At 70.4% G+C, this 22,694-nt stretch carries 18 protein-coding genes; 11 read left to right on the top strand and 7 right to left on the bottom strand.

Going from position 1 to position 22,694, the window contains the following annotated elements; all coding sequences use genetic code 11:
* Nucleotides 1-7: 7 nt before the first annotated feature.
* Together ITJ69_RS00090 and ITJ69_RS00085 are read left to right on the top strand one after the other, a co-directional pair.
* Nucleotides 8-475 (top strand): hypothetical protein, encoded by a 468-nt coding sequence (locus tag ITJ69_RS00090; RefSeq protein WP_194671672.1) that lies wholly within the window; start codon nucleotides 8-10, stop codon nucleotides 473-475.
* A 1,315-nt stretch (nucleotides 476-1,790) separates the two neighbouring features.
* Nucleotides 1,791-2,189 carry a hypothetical protein gene (locus ITJ69_RS00085; protein ID WP_194671671.1) on the top strand — a complete coding sequence of 133 codons (399 nt, stop codon included), beginning with the start codon at nucleotides 1,791-1,793 and terminating at the stop codon, nucleotides 2,187-2,189.
* An 18-nt stretch (nucleotides 2,190-2,207) separates the two neighbouring features.
* Here ITJ69_RS00085 and ITJ69_RS00080 read toward each other — a convergent pair whose 3' ends face one another.
* A complete protein-coding gene (locus ITJ69_RS00080) occupies nucleotides 2,208-2,801 on the bottom strand; it encodes a hypothetical protein (RefSeq protein ID WP_194671670.1) in 594 nt (197 codons plus the stop codon).
* 252 nt (nucleotides 2,802-3,053) lie between these two features.
* Between ITJ69_RS00080 and ITJ69_RS00075 the strand changes: the two genes are divergently transcribed.
* Genes ITJ69_RS00075 through ITJ69_RS00065 form a run of 3 tightly spaced genes read left to right on the top strand, consistent with a single transcriptional unit; the run spans nucleotide 3,054 to nucleotide 11,470 of the window.
* Nucleotides 3,054-5,813, top strand: a complete 2,760-nt coding sequence (locus tag ITJ69_RS00075) for a hypothetical protein (protein WP_194671669.1) — start codon at nucleotides 3,054-3,056, stop codon at nucleotides 5,811-5,813.
* Complete coding sequence (locus tag ITJ69_RS00070; RefSeq protein ID WP_194671668.1) at nucleotides 5,810-7,216, top strand: hypothetical protein; 1,407 nt, start codon at nucleotides 5,810-5,812, stop codon at nucleotides 7,214-7,216. Before ITJ69_RS00075 ends, ITJ69_RS00070 begins: the two co-directional genes overlap by 4 nt.
* A gap of 36 nt (nucleotides 7,217-7,252) precedes the next feature.
* Nucleotides 7,253-11,470 carry an FtsK/SpoIIIE domain-containing protein gene (locus ITJ69_RS00065; RefSeq protein WP_194671667.1) on the top strand — a complete coding sequence of 1,406 codons (4,218 nt, stop codon included), beginning with the start codon at nucleotides 7,253-7,255 and terminating at the stop codon, nucleotides 11,468-11,470.
* Between the two features lie 88 nt (nucleotides 11,471-11,558).
* Here the strand turns inward: ITJ69_RS00065 and ITJ69_RS00060 are convergent, their stop codons facing one another.
* The 3 genes from ITJ69_RS00060 to ITJ69_RS00050 are packed head-to-tail and all read right to left on the bottom strand — an operon-like array spanning nucleotide 11,559 to nucleotide 15,141.
* On the bottom strand, nucleotides 11,559-13,562 hold the full coding sequence (locus ITJ69_RS00060) for a serine/threonine-protein kinase (protein WP_194671666.1): 2,004 nt from the start codon (nucleotides 13,560-13,562) through the stop codon (nucleotides 11,559-11,561).
* A gap of 56 nt (nucleotides 13,563-13,618) precedes the next feature.
* Nucleotides 13,619-14,458 carry a mycothiol synthase gene (mshD, locus tag ITJ69_RS00055; RefSeq protein ID WP_194671665.1) on the bottom strand — a complete coding sequence of 280 codons (840 nt, stop codon included), beginning with the start codon at nucleotides 14,456-14,458 and terminating at the stop codon, nucleotides 13,619-13,621.
* Nucleotides 14,458-15,141 (bottom strand): winged helix-turn-helix domain-containing protein, encoded by a 684-nt coding sequence (locus ITJ69_RS00050; protein ID WP_123293289.1) that lies wholly within the window; start codon nucleotides 15,139-15,141, stop codon nucleotides 14,458-14,460. Before ITJ69_RS00050 ends, mshD begins: the two co-directional genes overlap by 1 nt.
* A gap of 185 nt (nucleotides 15,142-15,326) precedes the next feature.
* Between ITJ69_RS00050 and ITJ69_RS00045 the strand changes: the two genes are divergently transcribed.
* The 3 genes from ITJ69_RS00045 (at nucleotide 15,327) to ITJ69_RS00035 (ending at nucleotide 17,442) form a co-directional block, all read left to right on the top strand.
* Nucleotides 15,327-15,608, top strand: a complete 282-nt coding sequence (locus tag ITJ69_RS00045) for a hypothetical protein (RefSeq protein ID WP_123936868.1) — start codon at nucleotides 15,327-15,329, stop codon at nucleotides 15,606-15,608.
* A gap of 137 nt (nucleotides 15,609-15,745) precedes the next feature.
* Nucleotides 15,746-16,348, top strand: coding sequence for an FABP family protein (locus ITJ69_RS00040; protein WP_123293291.1), 603 nt, complete (start codon nucleotides 15,746-15,748; stop codon nucleotides 16,346-16,348).
* The gene (locus tag ITJ69_RS00035; protein WP_194671664.1) at nucleotides 16,348-17,442 is read left to right on the top strand and encodes a YgfZ/GcvT domain-containing protein; all 1,095 of its coding nucleotides are present in this window, start codon (nucleotides 16,348-16,350) and stop codon (nucleotides 17,440-17,442) included. The genes ITJ69_RS00040 and ITJ69_RS00035 overlap by 1 nt, the downstream gene beginning before the upstream one ends.
* Nucleotides 17,443-17,649: 207 nt before the next feature.
* Here the strand turns inward: ITJ69_RS00035 and ITJ69_RS00030 are convergent, their stop codons facing one another.
* Nucleotides 17,650-18,426 carry a class I SAM-dependent methyltransferase gene (locus ITJ69_RS00030; protein WP_194671663.1) on the bottom strand — a complete coding sequence of 259 codons (777 nt, stop codon included), beginning with the start codon at nucleotides 18,424-18,426 and terminating at the stop codon, nucleotides 17,650-17,652.
* Nucleotides 18,427-18,471: 45 nt separating this feature from the next.
* On the opposite strand from ITJ69_RS00030, the gene ITJ69_RS00025 reads away from it, so the two are divergent.
* Nucleotides 18,472-19,218, top strand: coding sequence for a phosphoglyceromutase (locus ITJ69_RS00025; protein WP_194671662.1), 747 nt, complete (start codon nucleotides 18,472-18,474; stop codon nucleotides 19,216-19,218).
* Between the two features lie 187 nt (nucleotides 19,219-19,405).
* Here the strand turns inward: ITJ69_RS00025 and ITJ69_RS00020 are convergent, their stop codons facing one another.
* Both ITJ69_RS00020 and phoU read right to left on the bottom strand, forming a co-directional pair.
* Nucleotides 19,406-19,945, bottom strand: coding sequence for an AAA family ATPase (locus tag ITJ69_RS00020; RefSeq protein WP_159570334.1), 540 nt, complete (start codon nucleotides 19,943-19,945; stop codon nucleotides 19,406-19,408).
* Nucleotides 19,946-19,990: 45 nt separating this feature from the next.
* A complete protein-coding gene (phoU, locus tag ITJ69_RS00015; RefSeq protein WP_123293296.1) occupies nucleotides 19,991-20,659 on the bottom strand; it encodes a phosphate signaling complex protein PhoU in 669 nt (222 codons plus the stop codon).
* A 146-nt stretch (nucleotides 20,660-20,805) separates the two neighbouring features.
* Here phoU and ITJ69_RS00010 point away from each other — a divergent pair, with 146 nt between their 5' ends.
* The gene (locus ITJ69_RS00010) at nucleotides 20,806-21,972 is read left to right on the top strand and encodes a sensor histidine kinase (RefSeq protein WP_194671661.1); all 1,167 of its coding nucleotides are present in this window, start codon (nucleotides 20,806-20,808) and stop codon (nucleotides 21,970-21,972) included.
* Complete coding sequence (locus ITJ69_RS00005; protein ID WP_111085241.1) at nucleotides 21,969-22,649, top strand: response regulator transcription factor; 681 nt, start codon at nucleotides 21,969-21,971, stop codon at nucleotides 22,647-22,649. The genes ITJ69_RS00010 and ITJ69_RS00005 overlap by 4 nt, the downstream gene beginning before the upstream one ends.
* Nucleotides 22,650-22,694: the final 45 nt, after the last annotated feature.

Raw genomic sequence — 22,694 nt, 5'->3', positions numbered from 1 at the left:
TCTTCTCGTGAGCGTTCCTGCGGAAGACCAGACGCCGGCGAGAGCCACCCGTGTAGCAAAGAGCCGAGCCCGGATCCGACGGGAACGTCTGAGCGCCGTGGCAATTCTTCTTCTGGTGATCGGTGTCCCGGTCATCGTCTTCGGGTTCGGCCCGTCGATTCTACGGTGGTATGACGATGGGCATCGCATCGAAGTCGTCTGTAACGTGCAATCCGCGGAGGCGAATATTTCGTCTTCGCGATCCGCGAAAGGCGCAGGGGGGTCGGAATCGCAAGTTACCTTCCACACCGACTGTGGCAACCTTCTCTACCTGAACGGTGTTGATAGATCAAACATGAAGAGAATAGCTGCCGCGGTCAAGGCCGGTGAAGACTATCGGTTTCAAGTCGGGGCAGGCTCGTATAATCTGCGCTCGGGTCTCAAGATAGTGAAGGTGGCACCAACGATTTACAAGTACGCAGAAGTGAGTAAATAGCTTCCTGCGGGTCAAGGTGGGGTATTGTCAGCGATGTTCTTGGTGGGTAGCTTCGCCAATCGGGCGACGCTGCCCGCTCGCCCGGCGGGCGTCTTCGAGATCATCTGTAGATGAGCATTCCCTGGGTCGAAGGCGTCGGATAGCGTTCGTCGGGTCGGAGTGACGGTTGACTGGCACGGGTTCAACGAGGGCGCAGACCGCTGTCGACCATGTTGTCGGAGCGAGACAGTCTGTGGATCACGAGATCGCGCGACCCAACGTTGACCGTGGCGGATTTGCTCCCGGAAGCTCTGGCCGGATTTGTTTTCGGGGCAAAGAGGCCACCTTCGCCGGGGCAATGAGAGGGTGCGTGTTATGAGCGACGATTCAACCGCGCGATCCGTCGGCAACGCTCCTGGTCATGTGAGCCGAGACGCCTACTCGAGGTCGCGTTGGATTCGGTATTTTTCGGCGCTCGGTGTAGTGATCCTGATAGTGATCGCCGTGTTCGTTGCGCCGGCGTCGCTGAATGCCTACGACGCGGCACGCCACGCTTGGATATCATGTGACGTGAAATCGGCTCATGCGGGAACTGGTAGCAATGTCAACCGAATTGGGATTGGTGGTTCGCGCGCGGAGGTTGAAATACAGACGAAGGACTGCGGGTCGCTGCTGCTTCGTCAAGGTGTTACTCAGGCAAACTCGAAGCAGGTTGCGACCAGGCTCGAAGAAGCTGGGCGGGTGAAATTGGAGGTGGGCACTGGGTCCTACGCACTTCGATCGTTTCTTGGTGTGATCAACCGCCTCCCCACCGTCTACCGATTCCGCTCTGCATAGGGGGCTGAATGCTTCAAGTCATCCCGAAGGTGGCTCAGATCCTGCGCACGGCTGGCGGGGCAGGGGTCCGACAAGCAAGTGCCACTATGTTTACCAAAGGCGGGCAGCTGGCCATCGCAGGAGCGGTCCAGGGTGTCGGGGCCAACGTTGCCGCCTACGGCGTGAAACTCGCGATGTGCACGCCGCTGGGTCCTGTGGTGACCATCGCCGTGATGGCCGGCGGCGGAGCTGAGTTGCTTTGGCCGGGGGCCTCTCGAACTGGAAGAACAGGCGGGAGGATGGCAAAGTGGATTGGCGGAAGGTCGGTTTGGCGTGATGCATTCTCGCCTGAAACGTACGGGTTCGAGCTGGCGAAGGGGAGCCGCGGGAAGGCCGTGGCGCGTCCGTCCCGATGCCGGGACGGTGGACTGCCTGCCGGCTGGCCAGTTTGTCGGCACGACGGGCGTCGGAGTCACGGTTGACTGATACCGGCGCTGAACGAGTCGCACGGAGAAGGCGCGTGCGGCGGGAAAGGGTCGCGGCATCGATCGTCCTCGCTGTCGTTGTCCTCGTACCCCTGCTGGGCTTCTTCGTCGGGCCGATCACCTTGAAGGTGTACGACGCAGGACACCGGGTGCATGCAGTCTGTACCGTCACCTCTGCCCACAGCAGCGCCGAATCGTCCAACTCGCTGAAGGGGATCGGTTCGTCGACGTCGCCGATCGTGTTCGAGACCTCGGACTGCGGAACATTCGTTCTGCAGCGGGGCGTCACCCGTGACAACGAGGATGACCTCGCCGAGACCGTCGTCTCGGGCGAGCGCTACGAGTTCGACGTCGGTGCGGGCTCCTTCGCCGTGCAGAGCTTCCTCAACACGATTCGACAGGCCGTCTACGTCAAGAGCTTCGAGCCGGCCTGAGGGTGGCTGAGGCGCTCGTCAGTGCCCGAAGACCCGGACGAAATCGTTCCACTGCGCCGGCGCACGCTGCTCGAGCCATGCGCACAGTTCCGGGTAGGCCGCATCGATGGAGATGACGCTGATGACGCCGCGCTGCCCGTTCACCTTGATGTCCAGGCCGCCGAATCGGTTGGTGGTGGGACGGATGTGCTTGATCGCCGTCGGGTCGATGGTCCGTGCTGCGCGGAACATCGGGGTGACCACCAGCTGGGAGTCGTACGCCTCGACGCGACGGCGCTTCTGCCCGACGCCGAGGTAGACGAACAGGATCCCGAACAGCACCATGGCGACAGCAGTGATGAGCATCCCGATCGCGTCAGGGTCGTCGAGCAGCGTGAGCGTGGCGAGGAAGAAGAACCCTCCCACGACGATGAACACGATCCCGATGATCCGGAGCAAGAGGTAGTTCCACCGGCGTGCGCGGACGGTGAAGAGCACGCCGTACGCCTCGTCGCCCACGACGGTGGGCGGTGGTCGCTTGCGATCGCTGCGGCGGACGAGCGCGCTGACGGCGGCCGGGATCGCGATCATCGCGAGCAGCGCGATGAGGACCGGCGAGAGGTTGAGTGTCACCGATCTGCCCCCGGTCGTGCGTGCGGACGTCGTCGTTCGATGGGCCCGAAGCCCTGGTCCCCCTGGATCATGCGTGCAGAGTATCAGCGTGGTTGTGGACGGCGAACGCGCAACTCGCCGGATGCGATACGTTGTATTCCAGTCGGGGCGTGTGGCCCGAACGGGGGCGGCCAGGGCGGCCGATCGACGCGGACCCGACGCCACCGAGCAACTAGCATCGATGTGCTCGACGATTCTCTTGGGGGGAAGACCGTGATCAACCAGCGTGCCGGGAACACCGGAGCACGAAGCACCACTCGCCGGCTCGTGGGGGCGGTCGCCGTCACCGGCGTCGCCGCGCTGGTGCTCGCCGGGTGCACGTCCGACGACAAGCCGGTGGCCGACCCGTCACGGATCCTGCAGACCGTCGACACGCGTCTGGCCGCGGACGGCTCGATCACGTCGATCTCCGACACCGCGATCTCCGTCGCGGGCAAGGACTCCTCGTCAGCGACGACCGACCACGACCCCGCGAAGGCGGCTGGAGACCTCCCGCTCCGCATCACGACGCAGTACTCGACGTCGAAGAAGACCGGTACCGACCTTGCCGACCTCGACGGGTACTCGGGCCGGATCGCGATCGACCTGACGATCGAGAACCTCACGGTCACGTCGAAGAACCTGACCTACGACGTCGCCGGCACCTCACGCTCGACGCCGGCGCTCGTGGGTGCGCCCTTCAGCCTCGCCGCTTCGACCGTCCTCACCGGCACCGCGGCCGACCGGATCGTCACCGATGCCGCTGACTCCGGTTCGTCCACGGACGGCGTCGTCAGCACGAACGAGGACGGGGACGCGGTCGTCCAGTGGGGCCGCCTGCTGGCACCGCCGACATCCGGCGCGAGCAGCACGTTGCACCTCGTCGCCGACGTCAAGGACTTCACGGCGCCGACGTTCGACGTCGCCGCGCAGCCCGGACTGTCCACGGACTTGTCCTCGACCGGCGTGGTGAACGCGGCGTTCGGGTCCGATAGTGACTCCGAACTCGCGCTCCAGCGCCGCACCATCGACCTCATCTCGCAGGTGAACGAGGTGCTCGCACGAGCGGGCGGCACGATCACCGAGGTCCGGTCCAACCTCGAGACCACGTCGAAGACCCTCGGAGTCAGGACGGCCGAGCGGCTCAAGGAGAGCAGCTCGTCCCTGGCGGGCACCATGCGGTCTCTGTCCGGCGAGCTCGGCTCCCTGAACGGCGACCTCGGCGCGACCGTCAAGGCGACACAGTCCACGGTGCTGCAGCAGCTCCAGCAGACCACGACGAGTCTCGACAGCCTGCTCGGCGACACCTCGGCGACGGCACCGGCCACGGTGCTCGACGGCAACGGGTGCGCGGCGACGCCGAAGACCTCGACCGCGGGCGGCAGCGTCTACGGCAACCTGCTCCGCGTCTCGTCGCAGCTCGAGGGCTACGCCGACGCGAGCGAGGCGTGCAAGCAGCAGGTCAGTGCGCAGTTGGCGGGATCCGTCGGCCCGGCGTCACCGGACGCAGCGACGTGCGCCCCTCAGGAGGCCCGTGGATCGTTGACCTGCGCGCTCTGGGAATCGTCGCGTGCCGTGAGCACCTCGTTGATCGGTCTGGTCAGCACCGGGCAGCAGCTCGCCGACCAGCTCGACCCCAAGCTCGCGGACACGGCGATCGAGCAGTCGAATGCCCTGCGCGCCAATCTCGGCGAGATCGACACCGCGGTCCAGGCCCTCGGAAGCGACGGCACCGGCGAGGTTGCTCGCACCCTAGAGGCTTTGCAGGACCTGCGTGACCAGACCGCCGACGACCTCGGCCCCGTGCGCGACGCCGTCACGACGGTGAACCGGCAGGCAATCGCAGCGAGCGGGCTCGTGGGCAACGCCGGCGATGGTCTGTTCAGCACCTCGATGCAGGCGCAGAACCGTGAGGTCGCCGACCAGCTCTGCGCCCTCGCGGCAACCGACCAGCTCGACGCGGAACAGGCGGATGCGCTGCGGGGCTACCTGACCGCGACCCCCTGCCCCGGCGCCGAAGAGGGCACGACGCTGAAGCCCGGTGGACGTTTCAGCACCCCGATGGATGAACGCCTCACGGACCAGGCGAAGCAGTGGGACGCGGTGATCGCGGCAACCGATCTCCGTTCCGCGACCGGCATCGGTGCCGCGATCACGACGCTGTCCGACGACGTCGATGCACTCGACGACGGCATCGCGGAGGTGCGTCGAGCGGTGCGCAACGACGGGGGTTCGGTCGACGGCGCAGCCCGCCAGCTCGAGGAACTCGTCGAGCAGGCAACGAAGTCGAGCGATGTGGTCGGCACCCAGCTGACCGCGATCAGCGCCCAGCAGACCGAGCTGCAGGACGCCGTCCGCAAGGCCTTCGCAGACGCGTCCACGCAGTCCGAGAAGGACGTCCAGAAGATCATCGACCAGCAGGTGCGGCAGGTCAGCGAGACGGCGAAGGGCAGTCGTGACGCCGTCATCTCGGCCTTCGACAAGTCGATCGCCGGCCTCCGGTCCACCTCGGGCGAGGTCACGAAGGACTCGAAGGGCACGATCGACGAGCAGAAGAGCACGCTCGAGCAAGAGGGTTCGGAGCTCTCCTCCGCGGTCGACCGCCAAACGGCGTCCAGCCTCGAGCGCATCGCGGCCAGCACGAGCGCCTCGACGCGTGACGTCCAGGGTGCTTCGACGCTCCTGACCGGCGACCTCAACCGGGTGATGCTCGACCTCGGCGACCGCAAGGTCAACGGCTCCGGCATCCTCGGCGCCATGGCCACGAGCGCGGCGAAGTCCGACTCCGCCGACTACCAGCTCGCCCTGGCGTCGCAGAACGCCGCGGGATACGCGAACGTCCGCGCCGAGGACGTCGCCGGCATCCTGCTCCAGCAGGAGCAGTTCCGTGCATCGCTCGATGCGGCGACGACGCTGCCGGCGTTCCAGCTGAAGGTCCCCGCCAGCGCGACGTCGACCACGCTGTACACCTTCCGGATCGGGGCTGACCGATGAGTGACCAGACGACCGAAGCCACTGCGACCGAGGGCGCTGACGGAACGCGTCCGCGCAGCCGCCGTCCGCTGCTCTTCGTCGGCATCGCGGTGCTCCTGGTGGCCGCGGTGGTCGCTGCCGTCCTGACGTTCCGGGCGTTCGGCAGCAGCACCCCGGCCGAAGCGGTCTCGGCGACCGTGCCGGTGAAGATCACGGTGGCGCACGTCCCGGCGAAGACGACGATCGGCGTCATCGTCACCCTCGGCGACGGCGAGGGATCCGAGTGGAACGAAGCGGCGCAGGGTGCGCTGGTGGCGGAGCGTCGGCTCGCACTCGGTGGCACCGACGTCGCGCTCGTCACGAAGAACGACGGCGGAACCGCTGCCGGGGGCACGGCCGCGGTCGAGTCCCTCGCGAAGAGCGGGGTCGCGGGCATCGTCGTCGCCTCGTCGGGCAGCCACGTGTCCGGCGCCCTCACTGCTGCTGCGGCGAAGGGCATCCCGGTCGTCCTGCCCTACGCTCCGGCGGAGAAGGACTCCTGGTCGACGGCGCCGGCGGCTGGCTCGATCAGCACGGCGATGACCACGGCACTCGGCGACGCCGACGCGCCACTGTTGGTCGACCTGGGCGGCGGTGCTCCGGCGGGTCTGCGGGTCGCGCACGTCCTGGACGGGGACGACACCGCGGACGCTGCAGCGCTGGCCACGACCGTCGCCGAGCGCACCGGCGCGACGAGCAACGAGGAAGACGCCGATGCCGATGCCGACGCGAAGACGGTGACGCCGGACTCCGACGCGGTCGTCGTCAGTGGCTCCGCGCAGCGCCAGGGTGCCTTCGTCGCCGCGCTCCAGGCCGAGAACGTCACGGTGCCGGTCGTCCTCACCCCGGATGCGACGAGCCCGGCGTTCGGCGCAGCGCTCGTCGAAGCCGGCGGCAGCCTGAGCGGCGCCTTCCGGACCGTGGGTGTCGCCACCGACGACGCCCGAGCGCTCGCCTCCGATGCCGGGGGCCGCGCGATGTCCGCCTTCCTCGGCGGTGTCCGGGTGCTCGCCGGTGACCAGGACGCCGAGAACCTGACCGGTGACCAGCCGTTCTCGGCGGTCGCGGGCGCAGCGGACTCGCGCAGCCACGACGCCGTCATCGCCCTGGTCCGCGCCGTCGGTTCGGCGCGGAGCGTCGAGCCGGCGGACGTCACCGATGCCCTCGCCACGCTCGACCTCGACGCCGATGCGGGCATCGCCGGTCCGGCACTCGACTTCACGCGGCAGCAGGCACTCGGGACGCCCGCGACGGTGCTCGCGGCGTCGGCACAGCAGCTCGGTCTCCGTCCGGCCAGCAGCGCGTCCGGCGACGGCACCGGGAGCGGAACCGACGCTGCCCGGACCGCGTCGCTCGTCTGGTTCGACGACTCCAGCACGGACTGACCCACCCACGCACCGACCCGGAAGAGGAACGCGAGCATGCGCCTGTTGATCGAGCTCGACGACCGACGTGATGCGGTCGAGGTCGACGGGTGGTCCGGCGCATCCTCGCTCGGGGACCTCGTGTCCGCGGCCATCGGCCTTACGCTCGAACCCGGCACCACCCTGGCGGTCGACGGGCACCGCACCAGCGTCGACACCCCGCTCCGGGACCTCGTGCTGCTCGAGGGATCCCGCATCGGACGAACCCCCGAGGAGCGTCCGCTCGGCACCGACGGCTGGACCGTCACGCTCGCCGGCGGGCTCGAGGCCGGCCCCGTGGTGCCGGTCCCGCGCGGGCGGAAGCTCGTGGTCGGCCGGGCGCCGCAGGCCGACGTCGTGCTCCCCACCGAGAGCGCGTCGTGGGAGCACTGCACCGTCGAGCGCGAGGACGACGGTGTGCGGGTGCGTGATGCGGGATCGACGAACGGCACCGTCGTCGCCGGGGAGCGCATCGACGCCGAGGGCGTCCTGCTCACCGGGACGACGAGAGTCATCGTGGGCGGGGCCGTGCTGCTCGTCCGGCCGGCGCTCGACGAGGTCCCCGTGCCCGCGGCCGGCTCGGTGGCGAACCTGACCCCGGCGGCGACGGCACCGTTCAACCGCCCACCACGCGCCGGCCGGACCTCCGACGCCGAGACGGTCGTGCCGCCCGGACGCAAGGACGTGCCGCCGGCCTCGAAGTTCAGCTGGATCACCGTCGCGGCACCCCTGGTGCTCGCCGGCGCGATGGTGCTCCTGCTCGGCGACGCAAGGTTCGCGCTCTTCGCTCTGCTCTCCCCGGTCACCGCGATCGGCATGTGGTTCGAGCAGAAGCACCGCCGCGCGAAGAACCTGAAAGAAGAGGACACCCGCTTCGCCGAGGCCGTGGAGTCCTTCCGCGGTGAGATCTCCGAAGCCGCGGCCGTCGAGGCCGCCCGCCGCCAGGAGCTCGTGCCCGATCCGGCGACCGTGGTGCGGCGAGCCGAGCTGCCGACCACCCTGCTGTGGCAGCGCCGCTCGGATGACGAGGACTTCCTGAGCCTGCACGCCGGCACCGGGGACGCTCCTTGGCGGCCCGAGGTCGACCAGCGTGCAGCGTCCGCGAAGCTCGAGGACGAGGCGAAGGCCGCCATCGCCGACAGCCGTCTGACGGCCGCGCCGGTGGTTGCCGACCTGTCCGACGCCGGCGTCGTCGGGATCGTCGGCGACCGTCAGGGCGCCCTCGCCCTGGCGCGCAGCCTGCTCACGCAGGCCACCGTGCACTGCGGTCCAGCGGACCTGACGGTGGGCGTCTTCTGCGACGCGGGCCGCGCGGAGGACTGGGGGTGGGCCTCCTGGCTGCCGCACGCGCGTGTGGCGGGGAGCAGCACCGGCGCCCGCTGGATGTCGGCACAACGCGACCAGAGCGCGGCAATGCTCCGTGGCCTGCGGGAGTCGCTCGACGAGCTGCCGACGCCGAACCTGCTCGTCGTGGTCGACTCCGAGGTGCTCACCGAGGGACGGGATGCCCCGGCCCGCAACCTGCTCGGCCAGGGCCGCTCGGTGCCCGGGCAATCCCTGCGCCCAGGGGAACGACCACACCGGGTGAGCGGGATCGTCATCGCGACGAACGAGCAGCAGCTCCCCGCCGCCTGCACGTCGATCATCACGGTCGGTGCCGATGCCGCCGCCACGGTCTACCGCCCAGAGGACCGCACCCGTGTCGAGGACGTCGTGCTCGCCGGCCTCAGCGTCGAGACCGCCGAGCGCAGTGCCCGGAGCGTCGCCCACTTCGACGATCCTGAACTGCTGGTGCCGGGGGCGTCCTTGCCCTCGCTCGTCCGCCTGCCCGAGCTGTTGTCGAGCGAGGGGATCCGCACGGCGTGGGACGCCCGCACGGGCTTCTCGACCCCGATCGGCTCGTCCGAGAGCGGTGTGCTCGAGATCGACCTGGTGCGCGACGGCCCACACGGCCTGGTCGGCGGCACGACGGGTTCGGGCAAGAGCGAGTTCCTCCGGTCCCTCGTGGCCGGGCTCGCCGCGCGGAACGACCCGACACGCTTGAACTTCCTGCTCGTCGACTTCAAGGGCGGTGCGGCCTTCGCGGCGTGTGAGCGCCTCCCGCACACCATCGGCACGATCAGCAACCTCGACGAACAGCTCGCCGACCGTGCGATCAGGGCACTCGAAGCTGAACTCGAACGACGCCAGCGGGTGTTCGCCGCAGCCGGAGCCGACATCGACAACCTCGATGCCTACCTGGCGACGAAGCCGGTCGAGCCGATGCCGCGGCTCCTGCTGGTCGTCGACGAGTTCGCGATGCTCGCGAAGGACTTCCCGGACGTCCTGACGTCGCTCGTCAGCATCGCGGCCGTCGGCCGAACGCTCGGCGTCCACATGATCCTCGCCACCCAGCGGCCGGCCGGTGTGGTGAGCGAGGACATCCTCGCGAACACGAACATGCGGGTCGCCCTGCGGGTGCAGAGCCGCGAGGACTCGACGAACGTCATCGGTGTCCCCGCCGCAGCCGGGATCGGTCGACAGCAGACCGGCCGCGCCTACGTGAAGCTCGGGCAGGACGACATCACCCCGGTGCAGACCGCTCTGGTCACCGGCCGAGCCCGTGACGAGCGTGCCGAGCAGCCGGTCTCGGTCCGGCCGACGGATGTGTTCGGTGTCCCGGCGCCGATGCCGGCACCGGCGCCGACCGCGTCGGACGTCACCGACCTCGACCAGCTCATCGAGGCGATCGGGCAGGCGAACGAGGCTGCCGGGTACGCCCCGCCGCGTCCGATCTGGCCCGAGGCGCTCGGCACCCGCGTCGAGCTCGCCGCCCTGACCGACGGGCGACCCACGACGGTGCCCGTCGCCCTCGCCGACGACCCGGACCACCAGCGCCAGATCACCACCGGATGGGACCTCGACGAGGGCAACCTCATGCTCATGGGCATCCCCGGCAGCGGGACGAGCACCGCCCTCGCCACGATCGCGCTCCAGCTCGCCGCCGCGTCGAACCCCGACGAGCTCGACCTGCTGGTGCTCGACATGGGTCCGGGGGACCTCGCTCCGCTCGCACAGCTACCGCACACGACGGCCTACGTCGGCTCCGGTGCGGGTGCGGGGGAGCTGCAGACGCGGTTCCTGCGGCACCTCCGCGTCGAGCTCGAGCGTCGCCGTGCGGCACCCGGTGGGCGCCGTGCCGTGGTGCTCATCGACGGCCTCGCCGCCCTGCGCGACGAGTACCAGGACTTCGAGGGCCAGCAGCTGCTCGACGCGCTCTACCGGGTGTACGCCGAGGGTCCGGCGCTCGGCATCTCGTTCGCGGTCTCCACGACGCGCGCGAAGGCGGTGCCGTCGGCGATGGACGAGGTCACCACGCAGAAGTGGATGTTCCGCCTCGCGGACCCCTACGACTACGCGTCCATCGGGGTCCGCCCCAAGGACGTCCCGCCGCCGGTGCCCGGCCGCTTCATCGACTCGACCAGGCGGCTGCAGTCGCACGTCGCGACCCCGGACGTCCCGCTCGCCGAGGCCGTCACCCGGATCGCGGACACCCGTCCGGGCAGCAGCCGGAAGGCGAGTGCCGTCGGTCGGCTGCCCGATGCCGTGCTCGTGGACGAGCTCGGCGCCGGAGCGGTGTTCGCGGGTGAGCCCTGGCGGATCCCGATCGGCATCGCGGAGGACGACCTGCAGCCGGCGTCCGTCGAGGTCTACGACGGCGAACACGTGCTCGTCGCCGGCCCGGCGCGGTCCGGCAAGTCGAGCGTGCTCCTCGCCGTCGCCGAGCTCGCACGGACAGCCGAGGGTGTTCGTCCAGCGGTCTGGGCGATCTGCGACCGCCGGTCGCCGCTCGCCTCGGGTTCGTTCGACCGCATCGCCGTCGGCCCGGACGAGGTCCCGGCCCTGTTGGCCGGGCTGCGGCTCGAGCGTGGACCGGTGCTGCTGTTGATCGACGACGCGGAGCGGTTCGAGGACGGCGACCAGGCCATCGCGACGCTGCTCACGACCGAGCGCCCCGGACTGTGCGTCGTGGCGGCCGGCCGGTCCGCGGACCTCCGGTCGCTGTACAGCCACTGGACCCGAGCGGTCCGGAAGTCCCGGTGTGGCGTCCTGCTGCAGCCGGACGTCGACTACGACGGCGAGCTCCTCGGTGTCACGCTCCCGCGTCGTGCACCGGTCGCGCTGACCGTCGGCCGCGGCTACGCCGCTTCAGGCGGGACCGTCCGTCTCGTGCAGACCGCGTCTGCTGTCAGCTGACGGAGACGCCGAGACCGTCGACCTGGAGGCCCGTGGCTGCGTCCGCCACGGACGGCAGGATCGACCCGCAGTCACGACCAGAGCGCGCTCAGTCGCGCGTCGTGATCCCGAAGGGCGAGCTCTCGAGGTTCGTGAAGTTCCCCACCGTCGCCCGCACCGTGCACGACGGCGCGACCGACAGCGCCGTGACGACCAGCCCGTCGGACGACACCGCCAACGCCCCCGAGCAGCCGTCGGCGAACCGCACGCCGGACTCCCCGCCGGCCACGTCGACGAGCATCTGCGACGGGCGTCCCGTGGCGGGACTGCGGTAGAGCGGGTTGAGCTCGTCGGCACCGTTCGGCCACACCGGCACCAGGGTGACCGGCAGGGCCGTCTGACTGACCGTGCGGTCGGGCGTGCGGACCTCGACGCCCTGCAGCCGCTGGACCGGGTAGGCGGTCCCGCGCACCGAGTCGTCGCTCACGGCAGCAGTGGTCGCCTCGCCGACACTGTCGAGCCACGTCTGCAGCGCCGCGCCGTCCGTGACGGAAGCGAGCGGCACCGAGGCCTCGACCGTGACGTCGCCGCCGGCGGGAACCTCGACCCCGGACAGGGCCCAGGCGCACGCGGTGTCGACACCAGTCAGCGAGGGCTGGTTGCGCTTCGCCGAGATGCCCTCGCCGGACCAGGTGACCGCGGGGCAGGACGCCCCCGAGCGGGAGCCCGGCACGACTTCGAGGAACGGACCGGTGAGGGCCGACGCCTGCGCCGCGTACGTGACGCGCAGGTCGACGGTGCCCTTCGCGGGGTCGATGGTCGCGCGGCGGGTGGTGGCGAGGCCCGTGGGCAGTGGGCGGTCCTGCTGGTAGGCGTTGGCGGCCTGTGCGGTCGCTTTGCCGGCGCCCGGCGTCTTCCGGAGCGCACCGGGCAGCCAGACGGCCCCGCCGACGACGACCGCGGCCACGAGCACGACGCCGACGCCGCCGAACAGGAGCGCTCGGTTCGTCAGCCACTCGGGGCGGGTGAACCGACGCGTCGGTACCGGCTCGGCGGCGGGCGCGGCCGGCAGCGGCTGTCGTGCCATCGGCCGGATGACGGTCTGGGAACCGGCGGGGCCGAGTTCCGGGGCCGGCCCGGCCAGGGCTTCGTCCTCTGGTACCCCGGTGTCATCCCGATCAGCATCGGGCTCGGGACGGACCCCGCGGACGACGGTGGCGGGCCGCTCGACCTCGTCGAACGCGTCCGGGTCGCTCGTCGCGGCCAGCGCAGGGGCCGAGGCGAGGGACCGGGCGAGCCGCCGCAGGGTCGCCGCGGCGTCCGCTGCTGCCGGACGGCTGTTCGGGTCCTTCGTCAGCAGGGCGGACACTGCAGACCACAGCGCATCGGGCACGTCGAGCGGGGGCGGGTTCGACGTGACGTGCCGGTACGCCACGGCGAAGTCCGTGCCCGGTCCGGCGAAGGGTGTGCGGCCGGACAACAGCTCGTAGAGCATGACCCCGGCGCCGTAGACGTCCGCAGCGGGACCCGCGCGGCCGTGGCTGATCGACTCGGGCGCCATGTACTGCGGCGTGCCGAGGAGCCCGGTGGTGGTGCGCTCACGCTCGGCGACGACCGACGCGATGCCGAAGTCGGTGACCCGGACGTCGCCCGTCGCACCGGCGGCCCAGGGGGTCTGGAGCAGCACGTTGTCGGGCTTGACGTCGCGGTGGGTGACGTCCTGCTCGTGCGCCGCGGCGAGGGCGTCGAGGGTCTCGGCGGTGATCGTCAGAGCGTCCCGCGGGGTCAGCGGACCGTTCGATGCGAGCAGATCGCGCGCTGACCCACCGGGCACCAGGTCCATGACGATCGCGAGCCGGTCGCCCTCGACGACCAGGTCCCGCACCCGCACGATCGAGGGGTGCTGCAGCGCGAGGAGCACCGAACGCTCGCGGACGAAGCGTTCGACGATCTGCGGGTCGGCGGCGAGCTCGGCACGGAGCAGCTTCGCGGCAACGTGCTCGCCGGTCGCGGTGTGCTCGGTGCCCCAGACCTCGCCGGTGGCACCGGTCCCGAGCAGCTCGACCAACCGGTACGACGCACCGAGTGGCTCACCCTGACCGTACTGCGCCACTGCGTCCCCGACTTCCCGATTCCCCCGCTGGCCGACCCCTCGCCGACCACGCAATGTTACCGGCCGGTCGGCGCCTCCGCCTGCTCCGGCGCGGCGTACTGCACGTCGATCGCGTACTGCTCGAACCCGGACCGTCGGTAGAGCGCCAGCGCGGGTTCGTTGTCGCCCTCGACGTACAGTGCGGCGGCGGTCAGCCCGCGGCCGCTGAGCCGAGCGGTCCCGGCACGCATGAGCACCCCGCCGAGCCGTTGCCCCTGCAGGTCGGGTCGGACGGCGACGGCGTAGAACTCGCCGATGCCGTCCTCGACCTTGAGCCAGCACGAGCCGGCAAGCTGCCCGGACATGTCGCGGAGCAGCAGCAGGTCCTCGCCGGAGAACCAGGCGTCCGACTCGCGGGCGTGCAGGTCGTCGAGCGTCATGCGGCCCTGCTCGGGGTGGTGCGCGAAGGCCGCGGCGTTCAAGGCGAGCCAGTCGGCCTCGTCCTCGGTGCCGGGCCGGAACGCGGACAGGCTGTACCCGGCCGGCACGTCGGCAGAAGCCGCGTCCGGAGAAGGCCCGGCTCCGCCGATCGGCGCCCGGAGCTGCAGCAGTGTCCGAACCGCGCGCCAGCCGAACCGATCGGCCAGGGCCCGCGCTGCGGGGTGGTCCCCGTGTGCCCACGCGAGCCGAGGAGCGGCCCCGCCGCCCAGCGCGAGCGCCTGCGTCACGAGGGCGGTGCCGGTGCCGCGACCACGGGCCTCCCGGTCGACCACGAGTTCCAGCTCGCCGTCACGGACCACGGCGACCCCGTCGTCGACGGCGAGGACGGTTGCGCGCCCGGCGCGGACGTCGACCAGGGTCTGGTCCGAGAACGGCGGTGCTTCACCGGGCACGACGAACCGTGCGAGGTCCGGCACTACTGGCCCATCAGGCGCTCGGCCTCGTCGTCGTAGACGTTGAAGCGGTAGCCGACGTTGCGGACGGTGCCGATGAGCGACTCGAGGTCGCCGAGCTTGGCGCGGAGACGTCGGACGTGCACGTCGACCGTGCGGGTGCCACCGAAGTAGTCGTAGCCCCAGACCTCGCTGAGCAGCTGCTCGCGCGTGAAGACCCGGGACGGGTGCGTGGCGAAGAAGCGCAGCAGTTCGAACTCCTTGAACGTCAGGTCGAGCGGCCGGCCGCGGACCTTCGCCGAGTAGCTGGCCTCGTCGATGACGACACCCGACGCCTGGATCTTCGAGCTGGACTGCCCCTTGGCCGCACGGCCCGCGGACAGCCGGATGCGGGCGTCGATCTCGGCCGGGCCCGCGCTCTCGAGCACCACGTCGTCGACGTTCCACTCGCTGTTGACGGCGGTCAGGCCACCCTCGGTCACGACGAGCACGATGGGCGTCGTCGAGCCGGACGAGGCGAGGATCTTGCACAGGGCCTTCGCGCTGACCAGGTCGGTGCGGGCGTCCACGAACATCAGGTCGCTCTGCGGCGCGTTGACCAGCTGTGCGGCCTCGGCCGGCACGTGACGGATCCTGTGGCTCAGGAGACCGAGGCTCGGCAGGACGTCGCCGGGCGCGGTCGAGGTGAGTACCAGGAGCTGTGCCACAGGACCTCCGCAGGTGGATGACGTCGTGGACACATCCTAGTGATGCTCGGGAAGTCCTCATCCGGCCGGACGGTTTGCGCGGCAACCCGCAAGCGCGCGCCGGGCGCGGAGCCGCTGCGCCTGCGCGCCGGGCGCGGAGCCGCTGCGCCTGCGCGCCGGGCGTGACCCCTGTCATGATGGAACGCGTGACCCAGCCAGTGCAGCCCACCGACCAGCGGCGCCTCAAGCTGACGTCCGTCCTGCCGGTCTGGATCCTGGCCGTCGTCGGGGCGGTGCTCGTCCTGACGCTCGCCGAGCGCGACGCCTTCGCCTGGCTGCTGCTCGTGTTCGTCGCCTGCGTGATGGTGAGCTTCGTGCTCCAGCTCATCACCGCGACGAAGGACGGGCTGGTCGAACGGATCAGCATCGCGTCGTCCGGTGCCTTCGTCGTGGTGCTCGTCACCGCGGTGGTGCTCCTGGCGCGTTGAGCCGAGCCGCGTAGACTCCGGGGCATGGATTCGCTGCTTGCGCTCGAGCTGTTCTACGTGGGCCTCCTCGGCCTGGCGTCGCTCGCGATCGCGTTCATCTCGGTCGTCGTCGTCGTGAAGCTGTTCAAGGGTCAGCGTTGATCGAGCTCCCCGAGGGCCTGGCGCCCGAACTGGTCCCGTTGTCGTGGCTCGTCGGCGTCTGGGAGGGCACCGGCGTCGTGGAGTACCCCGTCGGTGACGAAGAGGCACCCCGCACCTACGAGTTCGGCCAGCGCGTGAGCTTCAGCCACGACGGCCTGCCGTACCTCAACTACTCGTCCACGACGTGGTTGCTCGACGACGACCACACCCCGCTCGCCGCCGAGATGGGCTACTGGCGGATCGATCGTCCGACCGAACCCGGCGACCGCGGCCCCGCGATGCTCCTGGGCGAGGGACCGACGCCGTTCACCACCGTCGAGAGCGTCGAGGCGCTGCGCAACACCACCGACGGCTTCGACGTCGAGGCCGCGATCGTGCACCCGACGGGCGTCAACGAGCTCTACGTGGGTCGGGTGCTCAAGGGCCGGATCGACCTGGCCACCGACGCCGTGATGCGCTCGCCGAACGCGAAGGACTACTCCGCCGCGACCCGCCTGTACGGCCTGGTCGAGGGCAAGTTGTTCTGGGCGTGGGACATCGCCGCTCTCGGTCGCGAACTCACCTCGCACGCCTCGGGGCAGCTCGCGAAGGTCGACTGATGTCGGCGTTCGCGGTGCGCGACGGGTTCGTCGCGGCATCTGACGCGCCCGGCGCGCCCGCAGCGCACTTCGGCAACCCCCTGGGTGAGCAGCGGCTGCTGGCCCGTGGCCGCGCGGTCGTCGAGCTCGGTCTCGGTGTCGTCACCGTCTCCGGCCCGGACCGCCTGTCGTGGCTCAACTCGATCACCTCGCAGCAGCTGACCGGTCTGCCGACCGGCGTCAGCACCGAGACCCTCGTGCTCGACCAGTCCGGCCGGGTCGAGCACGCCGCCCGCGTGGTCGACGACGGTGCGGTCGTGTGGCTCCTCACCGAGTCGCAGGACGCCGTACCGCTCGCCGCCTGGCTCGACTCGATGCGCTTCATGCTCCGGGTCGAGGTCGCCGACCGTTCGGCCGACTTCGCGACCCTCGGCTGGTTCGGCGAGGCCGCCCCGTTCGCGTCGACCGTCCTGCCGGACCCGCCCGTCGTCGAGTGGGTCGACCCGTGGGCGGCCGTCACGCCCGGTGGGTGGAGCTACGCCGCCCAGGAGGCCCATCCCGGCTCCGACTGGACCCTCCGCATCGCCGTGGTCACGCCCGGAACCTCGGCCGCGATCGCTGCGTCGGACGAACCCGTCGCGGGGCTGCTCGCGTACGAGGCACTGCGGATCGCCGCCTGGCGTCCGACGCTGTCCGATGCCGACGAGCGCACCATCCCGCACGAGCTCGACTGGCTCCGCTCCGCCGTGCACCTGACGAAGGGCTGCTACCGCGGGCAGGAGACCGTGGCGAAGGTGCACAACCTGGGCCACCCGCCGCGTCGGGTCGTGCAGCTGCACCTCGACGGCTCCGACGCCGTGCTGCCGGCTCCGGGGACTCCCGTGATGCTCGGCGACAAGGAAGTCGGGCGACTGTCGGCCTCGGCGGTCCACCACGAGCTCGGCCCGATCGGGCTGGCCGTGGTCAAGCGTTCCCTCGACCCGACCGCGACGCTGACGCTCATCGCCGACGATGTCGTGGTGACGGCGGCGCAGGAGACCATCGTCCCGCCGGAGGCCGGCGCCACGGCGAACGTCCCGCGGCTGCCCCGGCTCGGAGCCGTCAAGCGCTCCTAGCGTTCGCCGCCGGTCGTCGGTCGCCTGGTGTGTGCGCAGGTTTCCGACAGTCCACGAGTTGATCGACTGGTGTTCCGTCGGGTGATGCGCACGCATCCTGTGCGTGTGCATATTCCGACAGTGCACGCGGTGATCGACTCGTGGATCGTCGCGAATTCGCCGCCGCCGCCGTGGCGCAGTCCCGCCGCCGCGCCGCCGCCGCGCCCTTCAGACGGCGGGCGCGACCACGTCCCACGGCACGCTGAGCTCGCCGAGCCGCCACCTCGTCGGCCCGTGCAGCACCGGCCACCCGCGGTCGCGCATGCCCCGCACCGTGGCGATCCACCGCTGCCGGGGCCCGTACGTGCCGAGCGGCGCCGCGACCGCCCACGACAGGTCGAGGTCGCGCAGGAACGCGTGCACCCGCTCACCCGGCACGTTCCGGTGGATGAGCGCCTTCGGCAGCCGTTCGGCGACGATCGACGGCACGTCGAGCCCGGCGAGCCGCAGCGACACCGTGAACGACACCGGCGCGTGCTCGTCGAGCGTCACCCACGAGGCCACCCGCCCGACCTCGTTGCACGTCCCCTCGACCAGCGCGCCGCCGGGCTGCAGCCGGTCCTGCATGATCCGCCACGACCCCACCACGGCGGACTCGTCGTACTGCCGCAGCACGTTGAACGCCCGGATCACGGCCGGTCGGCGCTGCCCGGGCGTGGGTGTCTCGAAGCCGCCGAGCCGGAACGTCACACCGTCGCGGGTGCCCGCGTTCGCGAACGCCACGCGTGCCGGTTCGATCTCGATGCCGGTGACCTCGACGTCCGGACGCACCAGGGCGAGACGGTCGCGCAGCTCGAGCGTCGTCGTCGGCGAGGCCCCGTACCCGACGTCGGCGACCAGCGGGTCGTCGGCCTTGCGGAGTGCCGGCAGCGACGCGATCCACCGGTCGACACGGCGGAGCCGGTTGTACCCGGTCGTCCCGCGCGTCACGTTCCCGATGGGCATGACGTCAAGGGTACGGGCCTGCCGACGCTCGGTAGACTCGGCAGCATGACCTCCACGCTCGTCCTGCTCCGTCACGGAAACAGTGACTGGAACCAGAAGAACCTGTTCACCGGTTGGGTCGACGTCCGGCTCAGCGAGCTGGGCGAGAAGGAGGCGAAGCGCGCCGGCGACCTCATCGACGAATCGGGCATCGTCCCCGACGTCCTGTACACCTCGCTCCTCACCCGCGCGATCCAGACGGCCGACATCGCGTTGCTCCAGGCCGACCTCGCCTGGCTGCCGGTCAAGCGCGACTGGCGCCTCAACGAACGCCACTACGGCGACCTGCAGGGCAAGGACAAGGCCCAGACGCTGGCCGAGTACGGCGAGCAGCAGTTCATGGAGTGGCGCCGGTCGTTCGACGTCCCGCCGCCCCCCATCGCCGACGGCGCCGAGTGGTCGCAGGCCGGTGACCGCCGCTACGCCGACCTCGGCGACCAGCTGCCGCGCACCGAGTCGCTCAAGCTCGTGATCGACCGGCTGCTGCCCTACTGGGAGTCGGACATCACGAAGGACCTGGGCGAGGGCAAGACCGTGCTGGTCACCGCGCACGGCAACTCGCTCCGCGCGCTCGTCAAGCACCTCGACGACATCTCCGACGACGACATCGCCGGGCTGAACATCCCGACGGGCATCCCGCTGGTGTACGAGCTCGACGACGACTTCCGTCCGACGAAGCCGGCGTACTACCTCGACCCCGAGGCCGCTGCCGCCGGCGCTGCCGCCGTGGCCGCCCAGGGCGCCAAGAAGTAGCACCGCACGCACGAACGCCCCGCCCGGTCTCCGGGCGGGGCGTTCGTCGTTCTGCTTGTGGGGCCGCGAAAGCGACAGTGTGCCGCGAACGTTCCGCCGACTCCTGTCGCTCTGCCGGGAGGAACGGATCACCGCACCGCCGACGTGTCGCTTCGGCGGGGCGGTCGGCTCCTCGAGCCTCGGCTGGTCAGACGAAGTGCGACGCGATCTCCTGCACGAGGGCCCCGACGTCGTAGGGCTTCGTCGTGTCGACGCGGACGACGGGGAGCAGCCCGGTCGGTGCCGCGGTGGGGCCGAGGGTGTCCCAGGTGTCGATGATCGATGCCAGGTCGCCGTGGACCTCGTGCCGGATCGGAGCGTCCGGCTCGTAGCGGTCGCGCAGGCGTTCGTCGGCCGTCGCGCGGTCGACGTGGCACCAGACCTCGACGGCACGCGGCGAACCGGCCGTCAGGAGCCCGGCGGTCAGGAAGTCCCGGCTCTCCGGGGTGACCCAGACGGCGTCCAGGACGACCCCGTTCTCGACCGCGCCGGCCATCGCCCACACGGTGTCCATCGCGATGCCACCGAGCGGACGCGACGCGATCATCGGCCCGACGATGTCGGCGAGGGGCTCCTTGATCCGGTCCTTCGACAGGAACGGGCAACCGAGCACCTCGGCCAGCGCAGCGCCGATCGTGCTCTTGCCGGAACCGGGCATGCCGTTGACGATGATCGCGACCTGAGCCATGCGTCGATCCTCGCAGACCGCGCAGCCGCGATCAGACCACGGCGGTCAGACCGCGGCAGTCGAACTCGAGGCGCCGGTCCAGTCGCCGGTCGCCAGGTACTCGACCTTCTTGGCGATCGACACCGCGTGGTCCGCGAAGCGCTCGTGGTAGCGGGAGGCCAGGGTGGCGTCGACGGTGTCGATCGGTCCGCCCTTCCACGCCTCGCCGAGCACGAAGTCGAACACGCTCGCGTGCAGTTCGTCGACGGCGTCGTCCTCGTCGCGGATCTCCGCGGCCAGGGCGATGTCCTCGGTCGCGAGCAGCCGCGTGAGCTTCTGCGACATCGCGACGTCGTGCTTGCCCATCTCCTTGAAGGTGCCGCGGAGTCCCTTCGGCACGACCTTCTCGGGGAAGCGCTGGCGGGCGAGCTGCGCGATGTGCTCGGCCATGTCGCCCATGCGCTCGAGCGAGGAGCTCACACGCAGGGCGGTGACGACGACGCGCAGGTCGCGGGCGACCGGAGCCTGGCGGGCCAGGATGTCGATGGCGATCTCGTCGAGGCTGTTGGCGGCCTCGTCGATCTTCTGGTCGTCCGCGATCACCTCCTCGGCGAGGGCGACGTCGGAGTCGCTGAAGGCCTGGGTGGCCCGGGTGATGGCGGACTCGACGAGTCCTGCGATCTCGGTCAGTCGCTCCTGGACGTCCTGGAGTTCCTGCTGGAAGACTTCGCGCATGGGGGAGTACCTCTCTCTGCGTACCGGACGAGTGTCGTCAGCCCAGGTGAACGAACGGTGACGTGGGGCTGAACGCTTCGCGATCCGGCCTTCCGGGACGGGTGAACGGTACCGGAACCCCGCATGACCATCCCTACACTGGCGGCATGGACAACGCGTGGCTCGTGCCACTGTCGATGCTCCTCGGCGGGGTCTTCGGCGCGGGCGTCGTGGTGCTGATCATCACCGCCGAGCGCACGGCTCGTGCAGCAGACTTGGCGGAACGCACCCTCCCGGACGGCGTCGCAGCGGTGATCGCGACGATGCACAACCCGGCGGTGGTCATCGACCCGTCGAACACGGTCGTGGCCGCATCGCCCCAGGCACTGACCGTCGGGCTCGTCGTGCGGCGCCGGCTCGTGCACCAGGAACTCCTCGACCTGGTCGACCGGGTGCGCAAGAGCGGCGAGATGGGGGCGGAGGACCTCGAGCTCCCGCGCGGACGGCACGGGGAGCTCATCGGCTACCTCAGCTTCCGGGCCGCGCAGCTCGGCAACCGGTACGTGCTCATCACGGCCGACGACCTGACCGAGAGCCGGCGCATCGACGAGGTCCGCCGTGACTTCGTCGCCAACATCTCGCACGAGCTGAAGACCCCGATCGGCGCCATCGGCCTGCTGTCCGAGACCCTCGTGATCGCGGCCGACGACCCGGAGCACGTCAAGAAGTTCGCGGCGCAGCTCATCACCGAGTCCGAGCGGCTCGGCGCCCTGACGAAGGACATCATCGAGCTGTCCCGGCTGCAGTCGGTCGACGCGTTGGAGAACAGCGAGGAGACCGGTGTCGACAAGATCGTGCAGGCAGCGATCGACGCGAACGAGGTCGTCGCGCGCGCCCGCTCGATCGAGATCATCCGGGCGAAGAAGTCGAAGCTCCGGGTGATGGGCGACCCGGGCCTGCTGCAGGTCGCCGTCTCGAACCTCATCGCCAACGCGGTGAAGTACTCGCCCGACGGCACCCGCGTCGGCGTGGGCGTCCGGTCCGCGAAGGGCTTCGTCGAGATCGCGATCACCGACCAGGGCGTCGGCATCCCCGAGGCCGACCTGGACCGCGTGTTCGAGCGGTTCTACCGTGTCGACCCGGCACGGTCACGGGCCACCGGCGGCACCGGCCTGGGGCTCGCCATCGTCAAGCACGTCGTCGGCAACCACGGCGGCGACGTCCGTGTCTGGTCGCAGCCCGGCAAGGGCTCGACCTTCACCATCCGCCTGCCCGAGGCGGACACCGAACTGACCACCGCACTCGAAGAGCAACTGGAAGAGCAGCCATCGTGACCAAGATCCTCATCGTCGACGACGAGCCGGCCCTGAGCGAGCCCCTGGAATTCCTGCTGCAGCGTGAGGGGTACGAGACCTCCGTCGCGGCCGACGGCGTGACCGCGCTGTCGAAGTTCGACTCGGAGAACCCGGACCTGGTGCTCCTCGACCTCATGCTGCCGGGGCTCTCCGGCACCGAGGTCTGCCGCCAGATCCGGACCCGGTCGAACGCGCCGATCATCATGCTGACGGCGAAGGACTCCGAGGTCGACATCGTCGTCGGGCTCGAGCTCGGCGCGGACGACTACGTGACGAAGCCGTACTCGACGCGTGAGCTGCTGGCCCGCATCCGTGCCGTCCTGCGCCGCCGCACCGAGGACGACCCGGCGGACAGCGGGATCCTGCAGGTCGGCGGCATCCGGATGGACGTCGAGCGGCACACGGTGTCGGTGGACGGGTCGGAGACGGCGATGCCGCTCAAGGAGTTCGAGCTGCTCGAGCTGCTGCTCCGGAACGCCGGCCGGGTGCTCACCCGAGGGCAGCTCATCGACCGGGTGTGGGGCTCTGACTACTTCGGCGACACCAAGACGCTCGACGTGCACATCAAGCGCATCCGCTCGAAGATCGAGCGCGTGCCGTCCACCCCGGAGATCCTGGTGACGGTCCGCGGTCTCGGGTACCGCATCGAGGCCTGAGACGGACGGACAGGAGGCCCGGTGCGAGTCCCTGGGACTCGCACC

This window comes from Curtobacterium sp. VKM Ac-2887, from assembly GCF_015350935.1.
In the GTDB taxonomy this organism is placed as follows: domain Bacteria; phylum Actinomycetota; class Actinomycetes; order Actinomycetales; family Microbacteriaceae; genus Curtobacterium.
This window is presented reverse-complemented; position numbering and strand designations above follow the sequence as displayed.

Coding starts and splice junctions, on each gene's coding strand:
- ITJ69_RS00070 (WP_194671668.1), top strand. CDS start 5,810: ATGAGTGACCAGACGACCGAAGCCACTGCGACCGAGGGCGCTGACGGA.
- ITJ69_RS00065 (WP_194671667.1), top strand. CDS start 7,253: ATGCGCCTGTTGATCGAGCTCGACGACCGACGTGATGCGGTCGAGGTC.
- ITJ69_RS00035 (WP_194671664.1), top strand. CDS start 16,348: ATGTCGGCGTTCGCGGTGCGCGACGGGTTCGTCGCGGCATCTGACGCG.
- ITJ69_RS00030 (WP_194671663.1), bottom strand. CDS start 18,426: ATGCCCATCGGGAACGTGACGCGCGGGACGACCGGGTACAACCGGCTC.
- ITJ69_RS00025 (WP_194671662.1), top strand. CDS start 18,472: ATGACCTCCACGCTCGTCCTGCTCCGTCACGGAAACAGTGACTGGAAC.
- ITJ69_RS00020 (WP_159570334.1), bottom strand. CDS start 19,945: ATGGCTCAGGTCGCGATCATCGTCAACGGCATGCCCGGTTCCGGCAAG.
- phoU (WP_123293296.1), bottom strand. CDS start 20,659: ATGCGCGAAGTCTTCCAGCAGGAACTCCAGGACGTCCAGGAGCGACTG.
- ITJ69_RS00010 (WP_194671661.1), top strand. CDS start 20,806: ATGGACAACGCGTGGCTCGTGCCACTGTCGATGCTCCTCGGCGGGGTC.